General features: G+C 67.5%; 21 protein-coding genes. 11 read left to right on the top strand and 10 right to left on the bottom strand.

All coding sequences use genetic code 11. The features are described from left to right. Positions 1-267: 267 nt before the first annotated feature. Genes HLH29_RS11980 through HLH29_RS11970 form a run of 3 tightly spaced genes read right to left on the bottom strand, consistent with a single transcriptional unit; the run spans position 268 to position 3,810 of the window. The gene (locus HLH29_RS11980; RefSeq protein WP_182967100.1) at positions 268-1,596 is read right to left on the bottom strand and encodes a cytosine deaminase; all 1,329 of its coding nucleotides are present in this window, start codon (positions 1,594-1,596) and stop codon (positions 268-270) included. Positions 1,597-1,602: 6 nt separating this feature from the next. Next, positions 1,603-2,943 (bottom strand): FAD-binding oxidoreductase, encoded by a 1,341-nt coding sequence (locus tag HLH29_RS11975; protein ID WP_182967098.1) that lies wholly within the window; start codon positions 2,941-2,943, stop codon positions 1,603-1,605. A 48-nt stretch (positions 2,944-2,991) separates the two neighbouring features. Continuing rightward, positions 2,992-3,810 (bottom strand): creatininase family protein, encoded by an 819-nt coding sequence (locus HLH29_RS11970; RefSeq protein ID WP_182967096.1) that lies wholly within the window; start codon positions 3,808-3,810, stop codon positions 2,992-2,994. 229 nt (positions 3,811-4,039) lie between these two features. Here HLH29_RS11970 and HLH29_RS11965 point away from each other — a divergent pair, with 229 nt between their 5' ends. The 11 genes from HLH29_RS11965 to HLH29_RS11915 all read left to right on the top strand — a co-directional run bounded on the left by HLH29_RS11965 (position 4,040) and on the right by HLH29_RS11915 (position 14,718). Further along, positions 4,040-4,555, top strand: coding sequence for a DUF2165 family protein (locus HLH29_RS11965; protein WP_182967094.1), 516 nt, complete (start codon positions 4,040-4,042; stop codon positions 4,553-4,555). Positions 4,556-4,833: 278 nt separating this feature from the next. Beyond that, positions 4,834-5,856 carry an ABC transporter substrate-binding protein gene (locus tag HLH29_RS11960; RefSeq protein ID WP_182967092.1) on the top strand — a complete coding sequence of 341 codons (1,023 nt, stop codon included), beginning with the start codon at positions 4,834-4,836 and terminating at the stop codon, positions 5,854-5,856. Between the two features lie 26 nt (positions 5,857-5,882). After that, on the top strand, positions 5,883-6,680 hold the full coding sequence (locus HLH29_RS11955) for an ABC transporter ATP-binding protein (RefSeq protein ID WP_182967090.1): 798 nt from the start codon (positions 5,883-5,885) through the stop codon (positions 6,678-6,680). Between the two features lie 2 nt (positions 6,681-6,682). Next, positions 6,683-7,453, top strand: coding sequence for an ABC transporter permease subunit (locus tag HLH29_RS11950; protein ID WP_182967189.1), 771 nt, complete (start codon positions 6,683-6,685; stop codon positions 7,451-7,453). Next, complete coding sequence (locus HLH29_RS11945; protein WP_182967088.1) at positions 7,450-9,093, top strand: CocE/NonD family hydrolase; 1,644 nt, start codon at positions 7,450-7,452, stop codon at positions 9,091-9,093. The genes HLH29_RS11950 and HLH29_RS11945 overlap by 4 nt, the downstream gene beginning before the upstream one ends. 4 nt (positions 9,094-9,097) lie before the next feature. Then, positions 9,098-9,514, top strand: coding sequence for a cupin domain-containing protein (locus HLH29_RS11940; RefSeq protein WP_182967086.1), 417 nt, complete (start codon positions 9,098-9,100; stop codon positions 9,512-9,514). Continuing rightward, positions 9,511-10,281, top strand: a complete 771-nt coding sequence (locus HLH29_RS11935) for a cysteine hydrolase family protein (protein ID WP_182967084.1) — start codon at positions 9,511-9,513, stop codon at positions 10,279-10,281. The genes HLH29_RS11940 and HLH29_RS11935 overlap by 4 nt, the downstream gene beginning before the upstream one ends. Further along, positions 10,278-11,279 carry an ABC transporter substrate-binding protein gene (locus HLH29_RS11930; RefSeq protein WP_182967082.1) on the top strand — a complete coding sequence of 334 codons (1,002 nt, stop codon included), beginning with the start codon at positions 10,278-10,280 and terminating at the stop codon, positions 11,277-11,279. The genes HLH29_RS11935 and HLH29_RS11930 overlap by 4 nt, the downstream gene beginning before the upstream one ends. Continuing rightward, entirely contained in the window at positions 11,276-12,277 is a 1,002-nt protein-coding gene (locus tag HLH29_RS11925) for an ABC transporter substrate-binding protein (protein WP_246374189.1), read from the top strand. The genes HLH29_RS11930 and HLH29_RS11925 overlap by 4 nt, the downstream gene beginning before the upstream one ends. Further along, positions 12,274-13,662, top strand: a complete 1,389-nt coding sequence (locus tag HLH29_RS11920; RefSeq protein WP_246374187.1) for an amidohydrolase family protein — start codon at positions 12,274-12,276, stop codon at positions 13,660-13,662. Before HLH29_RS11925 ends, HLH29_RS11920 begins: the two co-directional genes overlap by 4 nt. Before the next feature lie 9 nt (positions 13,663-13,671). Next, positions 13,672-14,718, top strand: a complete 1,047-nt coding sequence (locus HLH29_RS11915) for an aromatic ring-hydroxylating dioxygenase subunit alpha (protein ID WP_182967080.1) — start codon at positions 13,672-13,674, stop codon at positions 14,716-14,718. Positions 14,719-15,109: 391 nt separating this feature from the next. Here the strand turns inward: HLH29_RS11915 and HLH29_RS11910 are convergent, their stop codons facing one another. Genes HLH29_RS11910 through HLH29_RS11880 form a run of 7 tightly spaced genes read right to left on the bottom strand, consistent with a single transcriptional unit; the run spans position 15,110 to position 25,796 of the window. Next, positions 15,110-16,768, bottom strand: coding sequence for a urocanate hydratase (locus tag HLH29_RS11910; RefSeq protein WP_182967078.1), 1,659 nt, complete (start codon positions 16,766-16,768; stop codon positions 15,110-15,112). A 3-nt stretch (positions 16,769-16,771) separates the two neighbouring features. Then, positions 16,772-17,878, bottom strand: a complete 1,107-nt coding sequence (locus tag HLH29_RS11905; protein ID WP_182967076.1) for a DUF917 domain-containing protein — start codon at positions 17,876-17,878, stop codon at positions 16,772-16,774. Between the two features lie 27 nt (positions 17,879-17,905). Next, positions 17,906-19,159, bottom strand: coding sequence for a Zn-dependent hydrolase (locus HLH29_RS11900; protein ID WP_182967074.1), 1,254 nt, complete (start codon positions 19,157-19,159; stop codon positions 17,906-17,908). Continuing rightward, positions 19,156-20,520 carry a dihydroorotase gene (locus HLH29_RS11895; protein ID WP_220791500.1) on the bottom strand — a complete coding sequence of 455 codons (1,365 nt, stop codon included), beginning with the start codon at positions 20,518-20,520 and terminating at the stop codon, positions 19,156-19,158. Before HLH29_RS11895 ends, HLH29_RS11900 begins: the two co-directional genes overlap by 4 nt. Continuing rightward, positions 20,513-22,048, bottom strand: a complete 1,536-nt coding sequence (locus HLH29_RS11890; protein WP_182967069.1) for an aromatic amino acid lyase — start codon at positions 22,046-22,048, stop codon at positions 20,513-20,515. Before HLH29_RS11890 ends, HLH29_RS11895 begins: the two co-directional genes overlap by 8 nt. Further along, positions 22,045-23,373 (bottom strand): MFS transporter, encoded by a 1,329-nt coding sequence (locus HLH29_RS11885; protein WP_182967067.1) that lies wholly within the window; start codon positions 23,371-23,373, stop codon positions 22,045-22,047. The genes HLH29_RS11890 and HLH29_RS11885 overlap by 4 nt, the downstream gene beginning before the upstream one ends. Before the next feature lie 47 nt (positions 23,374-23,420). Beyond that, positions 23,421-25,796 (bottom strand): TonB-dependent receptor, encoded by a 2,376-nt coding sequence (locus tag HLH29_RS11880; RefSeq protein WP_182967065.1) that lies wholly within the window; start codon positions 25,794-25,796, stop codon positions 23,421-23,423. Position 25,797: the final 1 nt, after the last annotated feature.

Genomic DNA, 25,797 nt, shown 5'->3' with positions numbered 1-25,797 from the left:
ACGCGCCGGGTGCTGCGTCGTCCGGCGTGCGTGGATCGTGCTCCGTGACGTGAAGAGATGCTTTGTATCTATTGAAACGATATCAATCGTTATGCTTCCTCTGTTCATCCGGCCCAGGGAATCGCGTGGGCCCGAGGACGGGTCCGGGTATGGGCGGCACGGACGCAGACGACCCGCCTCGGGGGCGGGTAGCGGGGGTTTAACGTTTCGATAAAGATACAAATAACGTGAGGGAGCCGTGCCGCCGGCCTTCGTCGGTCCGGCTTTCTATGAAATGACCGAAACGGGATGCATGCCGGGAAGTTCGTCCATCTTTTCGTAGGGCGGGGGTGTCGGCATGGTCATGACGCCATTGCGCAGCACGCGGCGCCGGGATTGCGGGCGGCTGAGAAGTTCGTTGAGGGATCGGGCGTCGGTCAGCACCAGGTCGGCCGGTCCGTTCGCGCGGATCGTGAGGTCGTGGCCCATCCAGGCCGCCGGACGGGTGGTCACCGCCGCCAGCCAGTCGCTGGGCGGGGCGTCGAGCTGGGCGATGCGGACGCTCTGTGCGAACACGTCCAGCATATCGTAGTCACCATAGGGAAAGAACGGATCGCGCACATTGTCGCTGGCGAACATGACCGGTACGCCGGCGGCCGCTAGTTCCTGCACCAGCGTGACCCCGCGCCAAAAGGGGGTCTTTCCCGCACCGCGATCCTGCAGATAGAGATTGCAGGTGGGAAGGCTGACGATTCCCATGCCGGCATCGCGGACCTTCGCGACGATCCGTTTCTGGTCCGTGTCATCCTGCCGCGCCAGGCTGCAGCAATGGCCGCAGAGGACGCGGCCGGGGAAACGCGCCGCCATTACCCGGTCGGCGACCCGTTCCAGGGCCGTGCCGGGGGCGACGCCGTTTTCGTCCACATGCAGATCGAGGTCGCAGCCATGATCGGCGGCGAGGCCGATCAGCGCGTCCAGCCGTTCGTCCGTCGCATTGTCCTGCATGATGACGGCGCCCAGCATGCCGCCCGGCGTGTCGGCGACCGTGCGGGCCAGGGCGGGGGCTCCGGGTTCGAGATAATGTTCGACCATGACCAGCGCGACCGCCTGCAAGGCGATCCGGCCCTGCCATTGGGCGGCGATCTCGCGAAAGAGGGGCCAGACGGTCTCGCCATGGCTGCCGATCGTATCGAGATGGGTCCGCAGCAGGCCGGTTCCGTGGGCCCAGGCGCATTCCAGGGCGAACATCATGCGCCGGCGGACATCGTCCGGGGTCCAGAACCCTTCCCGGTCACGCGTTACGGCGGCGATGGCGCCGGCGAAGGTGCCGTCGGGATTGGCGGTGCGGTCCCAGATGAAGCTCTTGTCCAGATGGGTGTGGATGTCGGCGAACAGCGGCAGGACGATGCGGCCGCCATGGTCGTGCATGACCGGCAGGCCCTCCGGCGCGGTGCCGTGGCCGAAGATGGCGCCGATACGGCCTTGTTCGACCAGCAGGTCGCAGCGGGCCAGCCCGTTCGTCGGCGGCCGCCCGCCAGGCGGCACCGCCAGCAGGTCGGTCGGAATCCGCACGTCGCGGATCAGGGAGGGGCGGATCATGGAGGGAGTGGCGCTCATTGGCGGCTAGCCTTGGGCGAAGCTGCGCATCTTGCCGGGATTGAGCAGCCCGGCGGGGTCGAAGCGCCATTTGTCTGCCGCCAGCGCCGGCGAGACGACGCGGTGGGTGCCGCCATCCTCGATGGTATAGACATGGGGATTGGCAATCAGGATGCCGTGCTGTTCGTACAGGGCGATGATCTCCTTCAGCCGCTCGGTCGAGGTGAAACGGATCACCGGCAGGCCCGCGCAGGAGATTTCGCCGTCCATCGGCATGAATTCCAGGTGGGTCATCATCTCGTCGGGCAGCAGGCGGGCCATTTCCTCGACCAGCGCCAGCGTGTCGCGCGGGGGGAAGGCGGCCTGGAGATAGGTGTAGCTGCGGTCCTTCTTCAGGACCTGCAGGGTCGTGTGGTTCCACGTCAGTTCGTAGAGCGGAATGCGGCCGGAATCGTCCTCGGCCTCGCGGGTGCTGGCGTGATAGGCCAGGGCGCCGCCATGGGCATCGGCCAGCGCGCGCGTGGCTTCCAGCCCCGATGGCGCGATCATTGCGATGACGATGGAATGACCCGCCGGGGCCGTGTCGCGCAGGGGGGCGAAATAGGCCAGCAGGCCGCCGTCGGACAGCGAGACCAGTTTCCTGTCGATGCCGTTCTGCATGGCCAGGGTGCGGGCGAAGCGTGCGGCCATCGCCAGGGTGGGGAATGAAAAGGCCAGGTCCTGCCAGTCGGTGAAGGGCGCCACCGGCAGTTCCAGTTCGGTGATCAGGCCGGTGGTGCCGTAGGCGTGGTTGATGGCGCGCGTTTCCTCGCCGCGCAGTTCGATGGCGCGGGGCTCGGCCTCCAGCGTCACGACCCGGGCGCCCAGCACGTTGCCGATATTGCGCAATCCGCCCCAGACCAGCGAGCCGATGCCGCCCGAGCCGCCGGCGATGAAGCCGCCGATGGTCGCCGTGCGCTTGGTGGAGGGAAACATGCGCAGCTCATGGCCCTGCTCCCGCAGGGCGCGGTCCATCGCCAGCATGTTCATCCCGGCCTGGACCCGCACCACCCCGTCGCGGACCCACAGGATCCGGTCGAGGGCCGACATGTCCACCACCGCGCCGCCATGCAATGGCACGGCCTGGCCGTAATTGCCGGTGCCGCCGCCGCGCGCCGTCAGGTAGGTGCTGGTCTGGCGGGCCGCGCGCGCGACGGCCAGCACGTCGGCCTCGTCACGCGGGACGACCAGGCAGTCGGCATGCAGCCCGTCCAGCAGGGTCTTCAGCAGGGGGCTGTACCAGTAGAAATCGCGGCTCTTGCGCCGGACGATCGCGGGATCGGTGACCGTGGGGATATCGCCGAGAAGCGAAAGGAAGGGCTGCGTCATGTCGGGAGATCCCATATTGGCGGCGGACACGATCGATCCCTGGCCCGGTCAGCCGAGATCGGCCGAGGCGGGGCGCAGCCGGTCCAGCGGGTAGCGCGACACTTCGTCGACCAGTTCCAGGAAGCCGGCGACCAGCTTGTCCGCGATCTGCCGGCCCTTTTCCGCCGTGGCGTTGGCGGCATTGCCTGCCGCACCGGCGGGATGCAGATCCTGCGCGTGCCAGCCGAAGCCGATGCGGCCCTCCGGTTCCAGCCAGCGGAACTGCTCGGTCATGTCCTGCGACCAGGGGCGGAAATGCGCCGCGCGGTCCATATGAACCAGGTCGGGGCGCAGGAACAGCATCATCGAGGTTTCGGCATCGCCCCCATGGATGCCGAAGCGGCGTTCCTCAGGCGTGAACATGCCTTCGGGCGTGCCGAAGGCCCACCAGGCGGTGGTCACCACGAACATCTGGTGCGTGCGGCGCAGTTCGCGCGCGACGATTTCGAGGATCTGCGGCTGGCCGCCATGCGAGTTGAGCAGGATCAGCCGCCGGATGCCGGCGCGGTGCACGCTGGCGCCCAGTTCCAGCAGGATCGCGGTCAGCGTGGCGGCCGAGAGGGTCAGCGTGCCGGGATAGGCGATGTGCTCGTCGCTCTTGCCCACTGTCTGGATCGGCAGTGCGGTGACGGGCAGGGTCGGGGGCGCACGGTCCAGCGCCAGGGAGAGCAGGCCGGCATTGATGCAGCTATCGACGCAGACGGGAAGATGCGGCCCGTGCTGTTCGATCGCGCCGACCGGCAGCACGGCGACCGTTGCCGGCGTCAGCGTGCGGAAATCGCGCGAAGCCATGTCCTCCCACCGGTGGCGGGGCAGGGTGTCGGTCATTCCCATGGTCCTTTCATATCCCCGGACGGGTCCCGGACGAATGCGGGACGCGCCTGGTCGGGTCGATACCGTTTCTTTTCTTATCCGTTATGATGGGGCAGCGCGTGCAGCACATGAAGCATCAAATTGCGCCTCGTGCGCTGCCTTTTTTGTCGCGCGACGACGCTTGCCCGACTGCCGTGTCCGCAGGGTAAAAGCGGGTTCCGTCCCTGATCGTCATGGAAGCAAAATGACCCGTCCGATCGATTCCCGTGAAGATGCGTGGCCGGCGCGGGCGGCGAAGCTCGTCATGGTTGCGGCCCTGTCCGTCTTCGGCCTGCTGGTCGCGTTCAATAATGTGACCGACTATCGGTCCAATTTCCTGTTCGTTCGGCATGTTCTGAGCATGGATACGACTTTTTCCGGCAATCGGCTGATGTGGCGGGCGATTTCCGCCGAATGGGCCTGGCATGCGCTGTATGCGCTGATCATCGCGGGCGAGGCTGCGACCGGTGTGGTGTTTGCGGTGGCCGCCTATGCGATGGGGCGGGCCTTTCGGGGCGATGGTGCTGCCTTCGCGCGGGCGAAGCGGTTTGTTCCGCTGGGCACGGCGCTGGGTTTCCTGGTCTGGTTCTTTGGTTTTTCGGTGGTCGGCGGCGAGTGGTTCGTGATGTGGCAGTCCCCGGCCTGGAACGGCCAGCAGCCGGCGTTTCGGTTTTTCATCACCATGCTGGCGGTTTGCATCTATGTGATGCAGGAGGAGTAGGAGCCTGTCTGGAAATGCGCTCTGGCGGCGATCCGACGCGCGTTTCCTGTGCTTCGGTGCTCACGGCCCACAAGGCCGCTCCGCTCCGATGCTCGGAAACCCACGCCGGCCGCGGCCCTTTGGGCCGCTCTCGTTCACCAGCCCACATTTCCAGACAGGCTCCCGGGGGGGGCGTGCAGTGCTGCCGAAAAGGCAGCGGCGCGCCCTGAAAATGCCTCTGTAAAAATTCCACGCGCTTCCGTTACGTTGCCAATATGGTCACGGAGTGTGGAGCGTCTATGGCTTCTGTCGTATCGCATTCCCCGGGGGGACGGTCCATCGGTCGACGTTCGCTGCTGGCCGGGATGGCCGCGGCGACCGTGGCGGGGGCGCGCCGGGCCGGAGCTGCTGAGGCCGCCGAGCCGCTGACGCTGGCCACCAACTGGTATGCGCAGGCCGAACTGGGCGGGTTCTACAGCGCCGTCGCCACGGGGTGTTACCAGAGGCAGGGGCTGGCCGTGACCATCCGGTCGGGCGGCCCGCAGGTCAATGCCATGCAGCTTCTGCTGGGTGGACAATGCGACATGATCATCGCCCAGCCCGAGGCGGTGGTGACGGCGGTGCTGAACGGCCTGCCGGTGGTGACGATCGGCGCGACTTTTCAGAAATGCATGACGGGATTTCTGGTCCATCCCGACATTGCGGACCTGGCGGCGCTGAAGGGGCATCCGATCCTGATCAGTACCGAGGCGCGGGCGACCTACTGGCCATGGCTGCGCCGGACGTTCGGCTACAGCGATGCGCAGGCGAGCGTCTATACGTTCAATATGCAGCCTTTCGTCCATGATCCGGCGATGGCGATCCAGTCCTTTATTTCCTCGGAGCCCTATGCGGCGGAGCGCCAGGGCATTCCCTTCCGTTTTCTGCTGTTCGACGATGCCGGTTATCCGTCTTATTCGAATGCGGTCGTGGTCTCGCGCCGGCTGCTGGAGCAGCGGCCCGACATGCTGCTGCGTTTTCTGCGGGCGTCGGCCGAGGGGTGGATCGACTATCTGCATGGTGACGCCCGGCCGGGAGATGCGGCGATCCGTGCCGATAATCCGAACGTCACCGCCGATCATCTGGCCTGGTCGCGGGCGCGGTTGCGGGCCGTCCATGGCATGGGGCCGGCGGGCGGGCTGGCGATGGCGATGGACGACCATCAATGGGGGCGGATCGGCACCATGGTCTGCCAGACGGCCGGCATCGCCGATACTGGCCGTTGGAAGGGGGCCTATACGCTGGACCTGGTCAGGCAACTGACCGCCACGCTGCCCGCATGAAACGCGCCGGAGAGGAGTTGCTTTCCATGCTCGCACCAGCACCGACTATACATCTTCAGTCCGTGGAAAAGGTTTTTCCCAATGGCGTGCGCGGGCTGGCGCCGCTGGACCTGGCCGTGGGGCAGGGCGAGCTGGTCAGCCTGATCGGGCCGTCCGGTTGCGGCAAGAGCACGCTGCTGAAGCTGATCGCCAATCTGCACCAGCCCAGCGGCGGCGCCGTCCGCTGGTGGGGCGAGGATTTCTCGGCGATCGGACGAGAGGGGCGGCGCCTGTCCTTCGTCTTTCAGGACCCGACCCTGATGCCGTGGTCGAACGTCGCGACGAATGTGCGCCTGCCGCTGGACCTGGACGGCGTGCCGCGTGCCCAGGCCGAGGCGCGGATCATGCCGGCGCTGCGGCAGGTGGGGCTGGAGCATGCGGCGAAACGCTATCCCGCCCAGCTTTCGGGGGGGATGCGCATGCGTGTCTCGATCGCGCGGGCGCTGGTGACGCGGCCGGACCTGCTGCTGATGGACGAGCCGTTCGGCGCGCTGGACGAGTTCACCCGCAACCGCCTGGACGAGGATATGGCGCGGCTGTGCGCGCGCGACGGGCTGACCACGATCTTCGTCACCCATTCGCTCTATGAGGCTGCGTTCCTGTCCTCGCGCGTTATCGTCATGGCGGCCGATCCGGGGCGGATTCATGCCGAATATGTCATCGATCCCGGCATGCCGCGTGACGAGGCCTTTCGCATGAGCGACGCCTTCGCGCGGATCTGCCGCGACCTGACGGCGCTGTTGAGCGAGGTCTCGCCTCGCCGCGCCGGGGAGGAGGGACTATGACGGTGTCACCGCGTGCGATTGCCGTTGCCGCGCCCATTGCGGTTGGGGTGCTGGTCCTGCTGGCGTGGCAGGCGGCGTGCAGGCTGTGGCATATTCCGCCCTATCTGATGCCGGCGCCGACCGATATCGGTGCGTCGCTGGCCGCCAACGGACCGGCGCTGCTGCATGCGTTGCGCAGCACGCTGGCGGTGACGATGGCGGCGCTGGCGATTTCGGTGGCCGGCGGGGTGCTGTCGGCGTTTCTGCTGGTGCAGAGCCGGCTGATCGAAACCAGCCTGATGCCGTATGTGATCATCATGCAGGTGACGCCGATCGTGGCGATTGCGCCGCTGATCATCATCCTGGTCAAGGCGACGATGCCGGCCCTGGTGGTCTGTGCCACGCTGATCGCGATCTTTCCCATTATTTCCAATACACTTCAGGGATTGCGCAGCGTCGATCCGGGGCTGGAATCGTTCTTTCGCATGCACAAGGCGTCGCGGTTGCAGATGCTGCTGCGCCTGCGCATTCCCAGTGCGCTGCCGATGTTCATGGCCGGGCTGCGGATTTCCAGCGGGCTGGCCCTGGTCGGCGCGGTGGTGGCGGAATTCGTCGCCGGCACCGGCGGCAGCAGTGCCGGGCTGGCGTACGAGATCCTGCAATCCGGTTTCCAGATGGATATTCCTCGCATGTTCGCGGCACTCGCGCTGATTACCGTCGCCGGGCTGGTCCTGTATGGCGCGACGGCGGCCCTGCAACGGCTGGTCCTGCGTCGCTGGCAGGCGCAGGGATGACGGGCTTTTCGGTATTGAAGCCGCGCACGGAGGCGATGCGCACGCGCGACGGGACCCGTCTGGTGGCCGATATCTGGCAGCCCGACGCGCCGGGGCCGTTTCCCGTGCTGCTGATGCGCCAGGCCTATGGACGGCGGATCGGCACCTCGCTGTGCTATGCGCCGCCCGAATGGTATGCCGCGCAGGGCTATATCGTCGTGATTCAGGACGTGCGCGGCCGGGGTGCGTCCGAGGGCGCGTTCGACCTGTTCGTGCATGAGGCCGAGGATGGGGCCGACAGCGTGGCCTGGGCGGCGGCGCTGCCGGGCAGCAATGGGCGGGTGGGCATGTTCGGCTTCTCGTTCCAGGGCAGCAACCAGCTTCTGGCGGCGGGGGAGGGGTGCCCGGCGCTGCGGGCGCTGGCGCCGGCCATGATCGGCTGGGATCTGGCGGAAGACTGGGCCTATGAAGGCGGGGCCTTCGGGTTGCGGGGGAATGTCGGCTGGGCGACGCAGCTTGCCGCCGAGACCGCGCGGCTGGCGGGCGACCATGACGCGCAGGCCGCCCTGTTCGCGGCCAGCCGCGCGCTGTCCTTTTCCGGCGTGCGACCGGCTTTTCCTCCGCACGGGGAATTGCTCGCCCGTTACAGCCATTATGCGCGTTGGCGCGATACGCCGCTGGACGATCCTTATTGGCGGTTGATTTCGCCCGCCGCGCGGCTGGAACGGATCGTCGCGGCGGGGCCGGCGATCCTGTTTGTCGGTGGCTGGTATGACAGCCACCTGCCCGGGACGCTGGCCGCTTATCGCGCGCTGGAGGGGGCGGTGCCGGCGCGCCTGGTCGTGGGGCCATGGGCGCATTTTCCGTGGGATCGCAAGATCGGTGCCCTGGATTTCGGCGATGCCGCCGTCACCGATATCGACCGGCAGCAGGTCGCCTGGTTCGATCGCTGGCTGAAGGACCAACCGTCCGGTCCCGATGGGGGCGTGTGCCTGTTCGACATGGGGGCGGCGGTCTGGCGTGATTTCCCGTCCTTTCCCGAGGATACGATTGCGCTGCCGCTCAGCGGCACGGGCCGGGCGGCGATCGACATGCGCGATGGCGGCCTGGAACTGGACGACACGGCGGCGGAGGCAGAGGCGGTGACCGCGACCGAGCGCCTGACGCTGGACCCCTGGCGCCCGGTGGGCCCGTGCGGCGGTGCGTTCGGCCAGCCGCCGGGGCCGGTGGACCGGGCGCAGGTGGATGCGCGGTCGGATGTGCTGACCTTCACCTCGGCGCCATTGGCGCGGCCCGCGCTGCTGGCCGGTCCGGTTTCGGTGACGGTGGAGGTCGAGACCGATGCGTTGTCCTTCGACCTGCTGGCCACGCTGTCGCGCGTTACGCCGTCGGGTGCCGCCTATCCGCTGGCCGAGGCGTACGCGACGCTGGCGCCCGGAACCGGGTGCGTGGCGATGCGGGCGACCTGCTGCACGTTGGATGTGGGCGAACGGCTGCGGCTGTCGCTGTCGCCGGCCTGTTTTCCCGCCTTTCCCGTCAATCCCGGCACCGGCGTTGCGCCATGGATGGCGGCGCTGGCCGACCAGCAGGTCCTGATCCTGACCATCCGGCGCGCGGGATCGCGCCTGCACGCGCCATTGCGCCGATCCGACCAGGAGTAGCCCCATGCCGTTCTTCAAGAGATCGATCGACCAGATCGAAGCCTTTCGCATCTCGCCGTCCGACAGCAATTATTTCGCGATCCTGGCCGACCGGCAGGCGGGGGAGTGCGCGTCGGTTGCCGTGATCGAGATCTTTGCCGTCGGTGGCAGGACGCCGCCCAATACCCATCAGGCGGCGGACGAGCTGTTCTTCGTCCTCAGCGGCGAGGGGGTGGCCTGGTGCGATGGCGAGCGGACCACGCTGAAGAAAGGCGATGCGCTGCTGGTCAAGCCCGGCAGCGAGCATGTGGTGGAGAATACGGGGGCGGGCAAGCTCTATACGCTGACGGTGATGATGCCCGACGAGGCGTTCGGGGCGCTGATCCGCAGTGGCACGCCGGTGGTGCTGGATGACGAGGATCGGCGGGTGCTGTGCGCATGAAGGGCCTGGGCCCGACGGCGGCCAATCGCTGGCAGGTGTCGCAGGACGCGGTCAGCCTTGTGCGCCCGGCGCGCGGCGCGCGGCCGGTGGCGGTTCCGGCGCTGCCGCAGGCGCTGACGATCGACCTTTCCCGCACGGCGATGATCGTGATCGATATGCAGAACGATTTCTGCCACCCCGATGGCTGGCTGGCCGGCATCGGGGTTGATATCGCGCCCCTTCGCGCGCCGATCGTGCCCCTGCGGGTCTTTCTGCCGCGCCTGCGCCAGGCCGGAGTGCCTATCCTGTGGGTGAACTGGGGGACGCGGCCCGACCGGCTGAACCTGAGCCCGTCGGTGCTGCATGTCTACGATCCCGCCGGCGAAGGGGGCGGGATTGGCGGCACGCTGCCGGGGGGGAGTGGCGCTGTCCTGCAATATGGAAGCTGGAATGCGGAGGTGGTGGACGAACTGGCCCCGCCGCCGGAGGATATCCGGATCGCCAAGCATCGGATGAGCGGGTTCTGGGATACGCCGCTGGATTCGATTTTGCGGAATCTGCGTGTGGACACGCTGCTTTTCGCCGGGGTGAACAGCGACCAGTGCGTGCTGGGCACGCTGATGGACGCCAACGGGCTGGGATATGACGTCGTGCTGCTGGAGGATTGCGTAGCGACGACATCGCCCGGCTTCTGCGCCGAGGCGACGCTTTACAATGTCCGGCAATGTTTCGGTTTTACCGCGCGTGCCGACGCGTTTCCGCTGGATGCGCCGGAGGAGGGGGCATGACCCGGCCTGTGCTGTCGCGTGCCCTGTCTCGTCGCGCCTTGCTGGCGGCGGCGCCGTTGGCGGCCGTCGGCGGGAGCCGGTTTGCGCGTGCGGCACCCGCCCCATTTCGCTTCCTGACCAACTGGTATGCCCAGGCCGAGCATGCGGGGTTCTATCAGGCGCTGGCGCGGGGGTTCTATCGTGACGTCGGACTGGACGTGGTGATCGAGCATGGTGCGCCGCAGAGCAACAACACGCAGCTTCTGGTGGCCGGGCGCTATGACGTCGTCATCGGGTCGATCGGCGCGACGATGATGGCGGCGGCGCGGGGCATGCCGACGGTTGCGGTCGCGACCAGTTTCCAGAGTTCGCTGGTGGGGCTGCTGACCCATCCCGACATTACGCGGCTGGCGGACCTGAAGGGGCATACGATCCTGCTGAGTACCGAGATCCGTGCCGCGTTCTGGCCGTGGCTGCGCGATCATTACGGGTTCGATGAGAGCCAGGTCCGGCCTTACAGTTTCAATATCCAGCCCTTCATCCTCGATCCCGGGCTGGTCATCCAGTCCTATGCGACGTCGGAGCCTTATGCGTTGCAGAAGGCGGGCGTGTCCTGCCGGTTCTTTCCGCTGGATGATGCCACCTATCATGATTACGGCAATCCGCTGGTGACGACGCGCGATGTGCTGGCGCATCGTCGCGAGGATCTTGTGCGGTTTCTCCAGGCCAGCATGCGCGGCTGGGCGGACTGGATGAGCGGCGACCCCACGCCGGGCAACGATGCCATCCGGGCGGCCAATCCGCGGATGGGGCTGGACCAGATCATGTGGTCGCGGCAGCGTTTCCGCGCCATGGGGGTGTTCGGGCCGGCGGGTGCCCGCTACGGCACGATCACGGCCCCGCGCTGCCAGGCGATCCGCGATTTTCTGGTGGCGACGGGGCAGTTGCCCGCTGGTGCGCGTTGGCAGGATGCCTGCGATTTCTCGTTCGCCAGCGCATTGACTTCGGTGGTGGCATGAATGCGCTAGTGGCGCGGCGTCGCGCGATGCTCGGCGCCATGCTGCTGGCCGGCGTGGGGCGTGCCCGTCCGGCTCGCGCGCGGGGGCTGAAGCCGTTGCGCCTCACCCTGGCATGGTATGCCCAGGCGCCGGTCGGCGGATTCTATCAGGCGCTGGCACGGGGATTCTATCGCGATGCCGGGCTGGACGTGACGATTTCCAACGGTGGGCCGCAGGTGAATGCGGTCCAGCTTCTGCTGGCCGGGCAATGCGACCTGATCACCGGTTATGATTTCCAGACGCTGCATGGCGTTGCCGCCGGCATGCCGCTGGTGACGGTCGGGGCGTCGTTCCAGCATGATCTACAGGGCATGATTTTGCATGAGCCCGCCCGGTCGCTGGCCGACCTGAAGGGGCGGCGGATACTGATCGCCAGTTCGTCGCGCCAGACATTCTGGCCCTGGCTCAGCCGGCGCTATGGACTCAGTGCTGCGCAGGCGGCGCCTTATACGTTCAATCTTCAGCCTTTTCTGGTTTCTCCCGACGTCGCGGTGCAGGGCTATGCCAGTTCAGAGATGTTCGATATCCGACAGGCCGGGGTCGCCGCGCGGTTCTTTGCTTTTTCCGATGAGGGCTATCCGCCCTATGGCACGGCCATCGTGACCACCCGCGCACTGGCCGGTGGTGATCCGGCTTCGGTGACAGGGTTTGTCCGGGCGTCGATGATGGGCTGGCGGGAGTATCTGCATGGCGATCCGGCGCCGGGCAATGCGTTGATCCGGCAGGCCTCGGCGCGCGAGGACGAGGCGCGGCTGGCCTATGGCATCGCGACCATGCGTGCCGCCAGTGTGCTGACGGGCGGCCAGGGCGGATTGCGGGCCCTGGGGTCGATGACCGAGGCGCGCTGGCGGGCGACATATGAATTCATGGTCGGCAACGGGCTGATCGCGCCGGGGGTGGACTGGCGCGCGGCATTCGATACGCGTTTTGCCGATGCGGCGCAGGTGGTGCCGGCATGATGGGCGCGGATCTGGTCATTCGCAATGCCGTTGGCATCCTGACCGGGCTGCGCGGCCCCGGCGAGCGGTGCCGGGGCGATATCCGCATCCATGACGGGCGCATTGCCGAGATCGGCGCGGTGGCGGCCCGGCCCGGCGACCATGTGCTGGATGCCGCCGGCGGGGTGGTGACGCCGGGGCTGGTCAGTGCCCATCATCATCTGTTCCAGAGCATGCTCAAGGCCGTGCCCGCCGCGATCGACGCCCGGCTGGAAACCTGGCTGCGGCTGGTGCCCGTGCGCTACTGGCACCGTTTCGACGAGGAGGCGCTGCGCACCGCCGCCGAGGTGGGGATGGCGGAATTGCTGCTGTCCGGCTGCACGATGGTCAACGACCATCATTATCCGTTCGCATCCTTTTCGTCCGCCGGGGGGAGCGGATACGACCCGGCGGCGATCCTGTTCGAGACGGCGGAGCGGATGGGCATCCGCCTGTGCCTGTCGCGCGGCGGTACCACCCGCGACCGGGTCTATGACAATGACGATGTCGTGCCGATGCCCGTCGAGACGCTGGACGGCATGCTGCGCCATGTCGAGGGCCTGGCCGCGCGCTATCACGACAGCGGCCCGAACAGCATGCGCCGCATCCTGCTGGCGCCGAACACGCCGACCTGGGGCGCGACGCCGGCCGAACTGAAGGAGATGGCCGCCGCCGCCCGTCGCCTGGGGATCGGGTTGCATTCCCATCTGTCGGAAACCACCAGTTACGTGACGTTCTGCGCCGAAACCCATGGCTGCCGTCCGGTCGCGTTCGTCGCGCGCTGCGACTGGGTGGGGCCCGACGTGTCCTTCGCCCATCTGGTGCATATCGATGCCGACGAGATCGCGCTGCTGGCGGCCACGGGTACCTTCATGGTTCATTGCCCGCAGAGCAACGGGCGCCTCGGCTCCGGCGTGGCGCCGGCGAGCGCGCTGGAGCGTGCCGGCGGGCGGGTGGCGATCGGCGTGGATGGGGCCGCGTCGAACGAGGCGTGCGACATGGCCAGCGAGATGCATAATACCTGGCTGATCCAGCGGGCCGTAGGTGGCCCCGGTGCGGCGCGGGTCGAGGACGTGCTGCGCTGGTCCAGCGCATCCGGCGCCGCCATGCTGGGCTTTGCGGAACTGGGGACGGTCGCGGTCGGACAGATCGCAGACTTGGCGATCCACGCGCTGGACGCGCCGCGCCACGCGGGGCTGCATGATCCGTTGCTTGCCCCGGTCATCTGCGGCCCGTCATCGGTGCGGCATGTGCTGCGCGCGGGGCGACCCGTGGTGGTGGACGGTGCCATTCCCGGCCTGGACCTGCCGCGCCTGATGGCGCGTGCCCGCGCCGTGGTCGCACGGCTGATGTCCCTTGCAGGATAGGAGAGCGCGATGCTGACGACCCGACAGAAAGTCCTGCGCCGGTTCTGGTATGCGACGGTTCCGCTGGCGGATCTGTCGGACGGTCCGAAACCCTTTCGGCTGATGGGCGAGGATATCGTGCTGTTCCTCGACGCGGAAGGCGCGCCGAGGGCCTTGCAGGATCGCTGCTGCCACCGCACCGCAAAGCTGTCCAAAGGGTGGTGCGACAAAGGCGAGCTGGTCTGCGGCTATCATGGCTGGCGCTATGACGGGACCGGCGCGGTGGTGGCGATTCCGCAGCAGGCGCCCGGTGCGGCGCTGCCGGATTTTCGGGCGCGGGCGTATGGATGCCAGGCGCACTATGGCTATGCCTGGGTCGCGCTGGATGAGCCGCTGGTCGAACTGTTCGATATTCCCGAGGATCGCGACCCGGGATTCCGGCGCATTTTCCAGTTCGACGACCAGTGGAACACGGCGCCGCTGCGTCTGATGGAAAATTCATTCGACAACGCGCATTTCGCCTTCGTCCATCGCGGCACGTTCGGCGATATGGCGCAACCTCGGCCGCGCGTCTACAAGATCGAGGAAACCGATTACGGATTTCAGGCGACGACCGTCGTCGATGTCGTCAATCCGCCTCATGCGGTGGCGATTACGGGCGATCCGAACCCCACGACGACGCGCACGATGCATAATCACTGGTATCTGCCCTTCGCGCGCCGGATGGACATGCTGTATCCGTCGGGGATTCGGCACATCATCATCAATTGCGCGACCCCGGTGGAAGACGGGAAGATCCAGCTCATCCAACTGCTCTACCGCAACGATACCGAGGCCGAGTGCAGCACGGAAAAGCTGATCGCCTGGGACAGGGCGATCATCGAGGAGGATCGCGACATTCTGGAGGCGACCGATTGCGATGCGATCCTGGATGTCTCCCGCCGGGTCGAGATGCACATGGCGTCGGATCGTCCGGGGCTGATCATGCGCCAGCGGCTTCTGGCCCTGCTGCGGGCGCATGGCGAGGAAGAAATATCCCGGCGGGATGAGGGGCATCAGGACCTGCCGGGGATCTGAGAGCCTGTTTGGAAATGCGCGCTGGCGGCGATCCGACGCGCGTTTCCTGTGCTTCGGTGCTCACGGCCATCAAGGCCGCTCCGCTCCGAGGCTCGGAAACACACGACGGGCGCGACCCGTTCCGGGCCGCTCTCGCTCACCAGCACGCATTTCCAAACAGGCTCTGACACCCGGCTGGAGCCGTCGGCAAAAGCCCTGTCGCGAGCTGATGGTTCAGCGTTCCTCTATGGAGCCTGACCGAAAATGCGGGCTGGTGAGCGAGAGCGGCCCGCAGGACCGCGCCCGGCGTGTGTTTTCGAGCCTCGACGCGGAGCGGTCTGGATGGAAGTGAGCATTGGAGCGCAGGAAACGCGCGTCGGATCGCCGCCAGCGCGCATTTTCGGTCAGGCTTTCAGGGATGGGGCGTGGCGAGGTTGATATAGGGGATGTGCTGGCGGTTGATTTCTTCGAATGCTTCCTGATAGCCGGCGTCGGCGTAGCGCATGACGCCCAGGCTGGTGTCGTTGGTCAGGGTCAGGCGCAGGCGTTCGTCGGCTTCCGACGAGCCGTCGGCGATTGTGGTGACACCGGCGCTGGTCATATAGCCGGCATAACCGCCGCCGCCGGAATGGATGGCCACCAGGTCGGCCTGTGACGAGCAGGCGAGCATGGCGTTCAGCAGCGGCCAGTCGGCGATGGCGTCCGAGCCGTCCTTGAGGTTTTCGGTCATGATGTTGGGGTGGGCCATCGCACCGGCATCGAGATGGTCGCGGGTGAAGGCCACCGGGCCGGAGAGGATGCCCTCGCGCACCATGCGGTTGACGGCCAGCCCCACTTTGGTCCGGTCGCCATGGCCCAGCCATGCGATGCGGGCGGGCATGCCCTCGATGGGGATGAAGCGGCGGGCCAGGGTGATCCAGTTTACGATCGATGGATTGTCGGCGAATGTCTCCAGCAGGTATTCGTCGATTTTCCGCAGATCCGCTTCGTCATTGGAGAGCGCGATCCAGCGGAACGGGCCGATGCCGCGTGCGAAGAGCGGGCGGAGATAGGCTTCGGTGAAGATCGGGATATCGAAGGCGTGGTCGATCCCGGCTTTTTTGGCCTGGGTGCGGATCAGGTTGCCATTGTCGAAGACGACCGCGCCGGCGGCGCGGAAATCGAGCATCGCCTGCACGTGGCGCGCGATCGATTGCAGGGCCAGACGGGACAGGGATTCCGGGTCGCTCTGGCGCAGGGCCTTCGTCTGGTCGAGGGAGAGGGAGGCCGGCACGTAGCCGTAGACCAGATCGTGGGCCGAGGTCTGGTCGGTAACGATGTCCGGGATGATGCCGCGCGCCAGCAGTTCGGGGAAGATATCCGCCGCATTGCCGCACAGGCCGATGGAACGGGCATCGCTCGCCGCGCGGGCCTCTTCGACCAGGCGCAGGGCATCGTCCAGCGAGGTTGCGCGATGTTGCAGGTAGCCGCTTTCGATGCGGCGGCCGATGCGGGCGTCATCGACCTCGACGCACAGGATGATCGCGCCGGCCAGGTGCCCGGCCAGGGGCTGGGCGCCGCCCATGCCGCCGAGGCCCGAGGTGAGGATCAGCCGCCCGGTCAGGTCGCCGGCGAAATGCCGTTCGGCGATGCGGCGAAAGATCTCGTACGTGCCCTGGATGACGCCCTGCGAGCCGATATATTGCCAGTCGCCGGCCGTCAGCCCGCCCCAGCAGATCAGCCCCTGCTTTTCCAGCCGGTAGAATTCCTCGGCGCGGGCCCACTGGCCGACGATGTTGCAGTTGGCCATGACGACGATGGGCGCGCGCTCGTGCGTTTTCACCACGCCGATCGGCTTGCCGGACTGGACGATCAGGGTTTCGTCATCGCCCATGGTGGTCAGGGCGCGGACGATGGCGTCGTGCGACGGCCAGTCGCGGGCGGCTTTGCCCAAAGCTGCGTAGACGACCAGGTTGGCCGGGTCCTCGCCGACCGACAGCACGTTTTCCAGCAGGCGCAGCAGCCCTTCCTGCCGCCAGCCGCGACATCGCAGGTTGCCGCCCGAGGTGACGCCGAACTGTTGCTTCGTCATGGTCTAGCCCCTGTCGCCGATGAAGCTGAGGGCATAACTGGTCAGGTCGATCCCGAGCGCGCGTTCGACGGGGGGATAGACCGCGGGGTCGAGCACGCTGGACGAGAGCGGGAATTTGGTCTTGTCCACGTGCAGGACAAGGATTTCCATGCCTTCGACGATTTCGCCGACGCTGAGGGGATGCCCGTCGGGCGACAGCGTGGTGATGATGTCGGGGAAGGAGGCGATCCGCCTGCCGCCGGCATCGTCCAGGGCCATGTATTCGTTCATGACGTGCAGCGTGACGGACTGCTCGCCGGTGCCCACGGTGATGGTGCCGATATCGAAGGCTTCCGGCGTGTAGACCACCGATTTCCGGGAAACCTTGCCCTGGGCCACGATGGCGCCGTCCAGCGCGCGGGTGATGGTGTCGATGACCGCGCCGCCGCCCTTGGGCCGGGCGGCCAGCACCGCCTCGCCCAATGCCAGGGCGCGCGAGATGCCGCCCCATGCGGCATGGCGTTTGACGTAGGCGGCCGGCAGCGGGTTGCGGCACGAGGCGATGAAGCCGCCGGACATGTCGGAGGCCGTGCGCAGGATGGGCGAGACGCGGGCGGTCGCGCCCTTGGCGATGACTTCGAGATAGGCGCCGTTCGCGCGGTTGCCGCCCACCACGGCCTGGATCATGGGTTCGGGCGAGCCCGCCATGCCGATCGAGCCCATGTCGCCTGTCGGGTGTGCGCGCATGTCGCCGACCGCGTCGATGACCTTGGTGCCCAGGATCGCGCCCGGCAGCCAGGCGTTCAGCGTGCTGGACTTGCCGTTCTGGCCGATCATCAGCCCGTAGATGGGGCGGCCCAGCTCCTTCTCCACCAGGCGGACGGCGTTGACGTAATCGACGCCCAGCATCTGCCATTCGGTGGTGCTGGCGGGGGCGCCGATGGCGGCGGCGGTGGCGATGATGGCGTCATCGGCGATCTCGTCCGCGCCGACCAGTTCGGGCTGGCCCGCATTGACCGCGGCCGTACCCAGCATGCGGCCATGTTCGACCCAGCCGCCGCCGCCGCAGGCGAAGATGGAACCGCCCGCGATGGCGGATTCGACATCCTTTTCAACCAGTATACGGCCCATCTTGGTTCTTTCCTGTGTGTTCCTGGTTCAGTCCGTACGGTCGCGCATGGCCATGGCTTCGGCCAGGGCCATCGTTCCGCGTGTGGCGTCTTCGGGCGCGCACCATTCTTCCGGGTCGTGGCTGCGGCCGTCGCGGCAGGGGACGAAGAGCATGGCCATCGGCGCCAGCCGCGCGACGAAGGCGGCGTCGTGCCCGGCGCCGGAGACCATGTGGCGGGTGGTGAAGCCCTGCGCGTGAGCGGCCGCCTCGAACAGTGCTGCCAGTGCCGGGTCGCATGGCGTGGGGTGCGTGTCGGACTGGATCGCGAAGCGGGCGAGGGTGGTGCGGCTGGCCCGGGCGGCGTCGGTGCAGGCGGCGCGGATCGCTGCGACCAGTTCTTCGGCGACCGGGCGTTCGGAGACGCGGATATCGACGATCAGCCGGGCGGAGCGCGGGATGACGTTGGAGGCGCCGGGGGAGAGATCGAGCACGCCGCAGGTGGCTGTGACATGGCCGGCGCCGGAACGGGCCAGCGTGCTGGCCTGTTGGTGGACGAAGCCGATGATCGCGGCGGCGGGCACGGCGGCGTCCTGCCGCAGTTCCATGGGCGTGGTGCCGGCGTGGTCGGCGCGGCCGGAGAAGATGATTTCCAGCCGGGTGACGCCTGCGATGGCGTCGACCACGCCGATCTGGGTCTGTGCCTGCTCCAGGACGATACCCTGTTCGATATGCAGTTCGAAGAAAGCCCGGATATCGGTGCGGCGGGGTGTGTCCAGCAGGCCGGGATCGCCGCCCATGCGGGCCAGGGCGTCGGCCAGGCTTTCGTCCCGCGGTGCGCGCAGGGTGTGATGCTCGGCCGACAAGGCGCCGGCCATGCCACGGCTGCCGATGCAGGACAGGCCGAAATCGCTGGGTTCCTCGGCCAGGAAATCGACGATTTCGAGATCGTGGCGCAGGGCGATCCCGGCATCGGCGAAGGCCCGCGCGGCCTCCAGCGCCGCCAGGACGCCCAGTATGCCGTCGAAACGGCCGCCATCGGGCACCGTGTCGGAATGCGAGCCGCTCATGAGCGTGCCGAGGCCGGGCGTGGTGCCGGCGCGGCGGCCGATCAGGTTTCCGGACTCGTCGATGCGGGTGGTCAGGCCGGCCTGCTGGAAGCGCGCCGTGAGCCATGCCCGGCCTTCGAGAAAGCGGGGCGAGAAGGAGCGGCGCGTGTGGGGGCGGTCCGGATCGGTGATGGCGGCCAGGGCGTCGATATCGGCCTGGAGCCGGTCGGGCCGGACGTGGGCGGCGATGCTCATCGCAAGCCGGAGGGCTGCTCGGGCGTGACGAAGCGGCCGGTGCCCGGTGTGGCGAGGACGATCTGCCCGTCGAAGACCTGCTGGCCGCGCAGCCATGTTCCGGCGATGCGCCAGTCCAGTGCGCGGCCCGCATAGGGGCTCCAGTCCGTCAGGACATTGTCGCTGGCGGCAGGGTCGTAGTGCCAGGTCTCGCGCCGGGCGATGGTGATGTCGGCGTCCCGGCCCGGGGCCAGCCCGCCCTTGCCGGCGGTGAGGCGGAACAGCCGGGCCGGGTTCTCCGACAGGAGACGGCTGGCGTGGGTCGGGGACAGGTTGCGCCGCGACAGTTCGGTCAGCAGGAGGGGATAGAGGACATCCAGCCCCGGCACGCCGGAGGCGTTCTTCAGCATGTCGGGGTCCGACTTGCGGGCCAGCGACCAGGAGACATGGTCGGTCGAGACGATCGTGACATTGCCGGCGGCCAGGTGAGCCCAGATCCCTTCGACCTCGGCGCGGGGGCGGATGGGGGGATTGATCTTGGCGCGGCCGCCCAGCCGGGCGACATCATGCTCCTCGTCCAGCACCAGATAGTGGATGCAGGCTTCGACCGTCGTATCGACCCCCTGGCGGCGATAGGCCTCGCACAGCGCATAGCCGCGTGCGACCGAGCAATGGACGACGTGACCCGAACAGCCGGTGGCGGCTGCCGTTTCGTAGATCTGGGCCATGGCCAGCGTTTCGGCCAGCGCCGGGCGGGACAGGCCGTGGGCGCGCCAGTCGGTGATGCCCGACCGGGTGACCGCCGCGATCCGCGCGCGGACCATCTCGTCATCTTCGTTATGGACGCCGGCGATCAGCCCGGTCTGTGCCACGGATTCGAAACAGGCGGCCAGCAGGTCCGGCGGGATGCGGGGGAAGCGGACGGGATCGGTGCCGAAGGTCGAGAATTTGAAGCCGCAGGCACCGGCCTGTGCCATTTCGGGGATGTGTTGCGGGCCGTCATCGGGCGCGATGGTGCCCCACAGCGCGAAATCGACGCGGGCCTGCTCGCCGGCTTCCCGTGCCTTCTGGCGCAGATTGTCGGCCGTGCAGACGAGGAACCCGTCATCATAGGGCATGTCGGCAATCGTCGTGACGCCGCCGGCGGCGGCGGCGCGCGTGCTCCACACGAAATCTTCCTGCCCTTTCTGCGAGCGGGAATGGACCTGTGCGTCGATGGCGCCGGGCAGGATCAGCGCGTCGCCGTGATCCTCGACATGACGGGCGGTGGGGGGAAGGCCCTGGCCGACGCGGCTGATGCGGCCGGCATCGACGGCCACCCAGCCATTTTCGAGCACCGCATGCGCGGTGACGACATGGCCTTTGAACAGCAGGTCATGCATGGGCATTCTCCTGAAACGGGGGCGGCGGAAAGGCGAGATCCGCCGGGAGCGGGTCGGCAAGGCGGGCGGCGAAGCGGACCAGGATATCTTCCGTCCGATGCACGGCGTCGGACACGGCGCCGCTATCGTCCAGAAGCGGCACATGCCGTTCGAGTTCGGCCAGCAATGCGCCGGGGCTGCCGGTCGGCCTTGCGTCCGACAGGCGGATGGCCTGCCGGGCGGCGAGGGCTTCCAGCGCGATCAGAGGGGACAGCAGATTGGCTTGCAGGCCCAGCGCGCGGGCGACCGAAGGCAGGTAGCTGGCTTCGTCCTCGAACCCGTTGGCGACGGGGATCTGGTAGAGCGAGGCCGGGGTGGATTCGCGCAGGATCGCGGTCGTGAGGTCGGCGGCCAGCTTGGTCGCGGCACCGAAGGCGACCTGACGGCCGGGGTCGAGCGTGAGGTTGCGCGGCAGGCCGGACAGGTCCTCGCGGCAGGAGGCGAGGATGCGGCTGAGCGTGCTGCGGGCGTAATGGCACAGCGCGATCACCAGGGCCTGTGCGTCCAGCGCCAGGGCGAGCGGCAGGGAGGCGCCGGAGGTCATGGCCCGTCCGTCGAACAGGATCGGGTTGTCGTCGGCATGGGCGATGTTGTGGGCCAGCGTGGCCTCGACGCGATCGAGCGCCGTGACCAGGGCGCCCGCGATCTGCGGCATGCAGCGGAAGCTCAGCGGGTCCTGAAGATTGCGGCGGGGTGTCCAGTCACCGGGGCTGGTTAGCCCTTGCAGGTAGCGGGCGATGCGGGCTTCGTCCCGCAGCCCGTCCAGGCGGGCGGTTTCCCACGGGATGCCGAAGGCGCCGAAACCCGCGGCGGCCAGGACGAAGACGTGCAGCAGCAGCGGCAGGCGGCCCCGCAGGTCGGCCGCGGCCAGCGCCACCCCGGCGACCCCCAGCGCGTTGCTGGACAGGACCGACATCACATCCTTGGGGCCGGGCACCATGGGCTTGAGCCCGAACCGTGCCAGCAGGGTTGCGGAGGGCAGCGCCGGGCCGTCCTCGGGACCGAAGGCCAGGCCCTCGCCCAGCAGGGTCGCGCCGATATGGCTCATGAGGCCGACATCCGCGCAGCCGATCGAGCCGTATTCGGGCACGGCGGGGGTGATGCCGGCATTCAGCAGGTCCGCCAGGGCCGTGGCCAGATAGAGGCTGGCCCCGGCGTGACCGGTCAGCAGCGTGTTGAGGCGGATCGCCATCGCGGCCCGGACCACCCGTCGCGGCAGGTAGGACCCGGTGCCGAGCAGGTGGGAGCGCAGGAGGCGCAGGGCGTATTTCGGCCGGTCGTCATCCGTGACGCCATTATCCTTGAAGGCGCCCACCATGCTGGTGGTGCCGTAGATGCCGTCGCCCCGGGCCAGGGCCTCGTGCAGTGCCCGTTCGCCCGCGCGCAGGCGGGCGATGCCGCCTGGTCCCAATGTGACCGGCGCGCCATCGGCGATGGCGGTGAGCCGGGTCAGCGGCAGCGTTTCGCCGGAAAGGGAGATGGGGGTCACGACAGCGTTTCGTCCCTGGTTGCCGAAGCCAGTCTCCCATTCCAGGGCATCGGCGCGGTTATGCTTTTTTGTGCAAGGCCTATAGAATTTTCTGCAATCGGGGCCGCGCGGGCGGGGGCGAAGGGCGGTGACAGCAGCGCCGCCAGGGCCGGAAGCCCGGCGAGCGCGACATAAAGGGCCGGGCTGGGCATGCCGTGCCAGGCCAGCCCGAGGCTGGCGAGCAGCGCCGGAGCGAAGCCGCCGAACAGCGAAACGGAGGCATTGTAGGACAGGGCGATGCCCGTCGCGCGGACCGAGGCCGGGAACAGGCTGGCGATGCCGAGCGGGGCGGCGCCGACGAACAGCGCCACCAGGCCGCACAGGCTGGCCGCGACCGCGATCATCGCCGCCGTGCCGTGATCGTATTTCAGGAGGCCCAGGATCGGGCCGGGGAGGGCGATGAGCATCAGCGTCGCCGCCACAAGCAGGCGCCGGACGCCGATCCGGTCGGCCAGCGCCCCCGCCGTCAGCGAGCCGGCGACGAGGGCGAGATTGCCGGCCAGCACGGCGACATAGCTGCCATGGGGGGTGACGCCGCTGAATCGCTGGGCGTAAAGCGGCAGGTAGATGACCAGCGCATAGGGCGCGGCACCCCAGAGCAGGGAGAGGCCGAGTGCCGCGACGAAGCGGCCGCCATGGTGGCGGGCCAGGTCGCGCAGGATGGGGCCATGGTCGGTGGCGGGGCGCTTCGGCGCCGCGTTGCCGAGACGCAGGACGATGCCGAAGGGGATGATCAGCAGCCCGATGGCGAAAGGCGCCCGCCAGCCCCACTGGGCCATCTGCGCATCGCTCAGTAGCGCGGTCAGGCTGGCGGCGACGGCGGCGCCGAGCATGTTGGACAGGCCCATGGTGGCCTGCAGGAACGAGCCGGCGAAGCCGGGGCGGCCATTGTCCGCGCCTTCGACCAGGAAGGAGGCGGCGCCGCCGATTTCGCCGCCCGCCGAAATGCCCTGCAATAACCGGGCAAGACAGAGGATGATGATGGAGGCGCGCCCCGCCGTGGCATAGGGCGGGTCGAACAGGATCAGTGCCGTGCCTGCCCCCATCAGCAGGCAGGTCAGCATCAGTGCCGGGCCGCGCCCCCTTCGGTCGGCAAGCTGGCCCAGAAGCAGCGCGCCGAGGGGGCGGGCGACTGCCCCGAGCGCAAAGACCAGCAGGCTCTGCGCCAGTTGCGACAGGCGGTCGGCCGGGGGCAGTAGCGCATGGGCGATATAGGGCGCGAACAGGGCGTAGACCGAAAAATCGTACCACTCCAGAAGATTGCCGATGCATGCAGCGGCGATCATCGCTTTTCCGTTCCGTCCCTGTGGCTGTTGCGTCATGACGGTTTCGATCAGAAATCCGCGCTGACGGTGCCGAAGAACTGGCGAGGGGCGCCCATCAGGAAATAATTGAAGTCCGTATTGACGAAATTGTTTCCCAGCTCGTTCGTGGTGGCGATGTAGGTCTTGTTGGTGAGGTTGTAGACGTTGAAGCTGGCCGTCAGGCCCTTGAACGGCCCCACCTGTCCGAAATGATAGCGCATGCCGAAATTCATCAGGAAATAACCCGGCACGCGCAGATCGTTGGTGTAGGTCAGCTCGCGGCGGGAGAGGTAGGTTCCGTCGACATGGGCGTCAAAATTGCCGATGGCGTATGAGATGTTACCCTTGTACATGAACTGCGGATAGTTCGGCACCAGTTTGCCGCGCGTCGGCTGCGGCCCCGTCGCGGTCATGACGTTCTGGTCGTAGGTCGAATGGGCGTAGGAGAACGAATTGTAGATCGAAAGCCCGCGCACCGGGCGCAGTGTCACGCTTGCCTCGGCGCCGTTGGTCGTGACCCCGCCGACATTCTGCACCGCGGTGACCGGATTGATGCCGGCCTGGCTGGTGATCAATTGCAGGCGGTTGGAGAAATTGACGCGATACAGCGAGGCCAGCGCGCTGATCAGGGGCGAGGTGTAGCGGTAGCCGCCTTCATAGACCCAGTCGGTTTCGGGCTTCAGCGTGTTGCGGGTGGCCTGGAACGAGGCCTGTGACGCGGTCCACGGCGTGGCCGACACGTTGGTGCCGTACCCGTCGAGCGGGAAGGACCGCATATTGTGCGACACGTCGAAGAACAGTTCGTTATGCGGCAGGAAGCGCCAGTTGGCCGAGACCTGCGGCAGGAAGGCGTTCGAGGCTTCCAGATGCCCCTGGGCGACCCGGGTGCCGTTGATGGTGCCGTCCTGCGTCGGCACCGAATTGCCGGAATTGACGATCATGGACTTGAACCCGGCATTGACCGTCAGATTGTCCGTGATCTTGTAGGTATCCTGCAGGTGAAACACGAAGGTCCGGGTCGAGAACGCTTCCTGCCAGGCGGTTGCGAATACCTTGTCGGCCGGGAAGCCGGTGGTGGGGTTGCCGAGCGTGCCCTGGCCCAGCAGCGGGGCTTCGGAGAAATAGCGGCCTTCGTTGAAATTTCCGTATTCGTACCAGACGCCGGCATTGACGGCGTGGTGTGCGATTTTCCACGTGACCGCGCTCTGGAAGCCGCCGCGTGCGACGTTGGGCGTCTGGATACGCTGGGAGAGCGGCGCGCCGTTGGGCGAGGGTATGTAGGGCGTCGTCCAGGTGCTGTAGCCGTTATTGGCGTGGCCGTATAACGTCGTCTTCCAGTTGAGTGTCTCGCTGAGATTTTCGTCGAGCGTGAGGCCGCCGAGATAGTCGGTGCGGTTGGCGGTGCCGGCGTAATAGGCGGCATCGAACGGGTCGTTCGTTTTCTGCAATTCCGCCGGGTAGGTCCCGCGTGCTGCGTTGTACGCGGCCGTATAGTTGGGGTAGTAGTTCGCCAGGTTGGGGCCGACCGTATTCAGCCAGTTCTTGGTCATGTCCTGATAGTCGAACTGCTGGATCGAACTCCAGTCGAAGAACAGTTTCAGGGACGAGCCGCGCGCCAGCGGCTGGACCAGCTTGGCGTTCACCTGGTCCGAATGGTCGTAGCCGCCGCCCTTCCATAGATTGCCGTTCAGCCGGGCATAGGCGACGTAGAAGCGGGTGCCGGTTGGATTGAGATCGCCGCTTTCGAAGCGCGCATAGGTCCGCATCGTCGAATTGCTGCCGAAGGTCTGGGCGATGGTGCCGCCGCGCACATGGGACGGATCGAGCGAACGGATCTGGATCGCGCCGCCGAGATTGCTGGTCGAGGCCACGTCGATCGCGCCGGCGCCCTGCGAGACATCGACGCCGCCGACATCGTCGGAGATGATCGAGCGTGTAACGGACAGGCCGTTGTAATTGTTGAACTGCTGGTCGCCCAGGGGAATATCGTCGAGTGTGAAGCCGAGCTGCGACTGGTTGAAGCCGCGCATGAACAGCTGGCTGGAATATTCATAGGCGCCGAACGGATCGGCGGACTGGTAGAGCACGCCCGGAAGTTGGCTGAGGACTTTCAGCGGCGAGGTGCCGGGCACGCTCTGCTGCATCATGGTGCGCGTTACGCTGGTCATCTGCCGGGTCGAGCCATGGCCGAAGACCGAGATGGCCTCGTTGGCGGGGGCCGGGGTGCCGGCTGCCGCCGCCTTGCCTGCGCCGGTCGTGCCGGCGGCGCGATGGGTGGTGGCCGGGGCGTTCGGGCGCGAGGCCGCCTGTGCCAGGGCCGGCGTGGGGGAGGCGGCGTGGAGGTGGGGCGCGATCGCGAGGCCGCCGAGCATGGTGGAGAGCGCGAGAATCCGTCGTGATGTCATC

Origin of the sequence: Gluconacetobacter tumulicola, from assembly GCF_014174215.1 — a bacterium.
GTDB lineage: Bacteria > Pseudomonadota > Alphaproteobacteria > Acetobacterales > Acetobacteraceae > Gluconacetobacter > Gluconacetobacter tumulicola.
The sequence above is the reverse complement of the archived record's forward strand: the minus strand, read 5'-3'. Positions and strand labels throughout refer to the sequence as shown.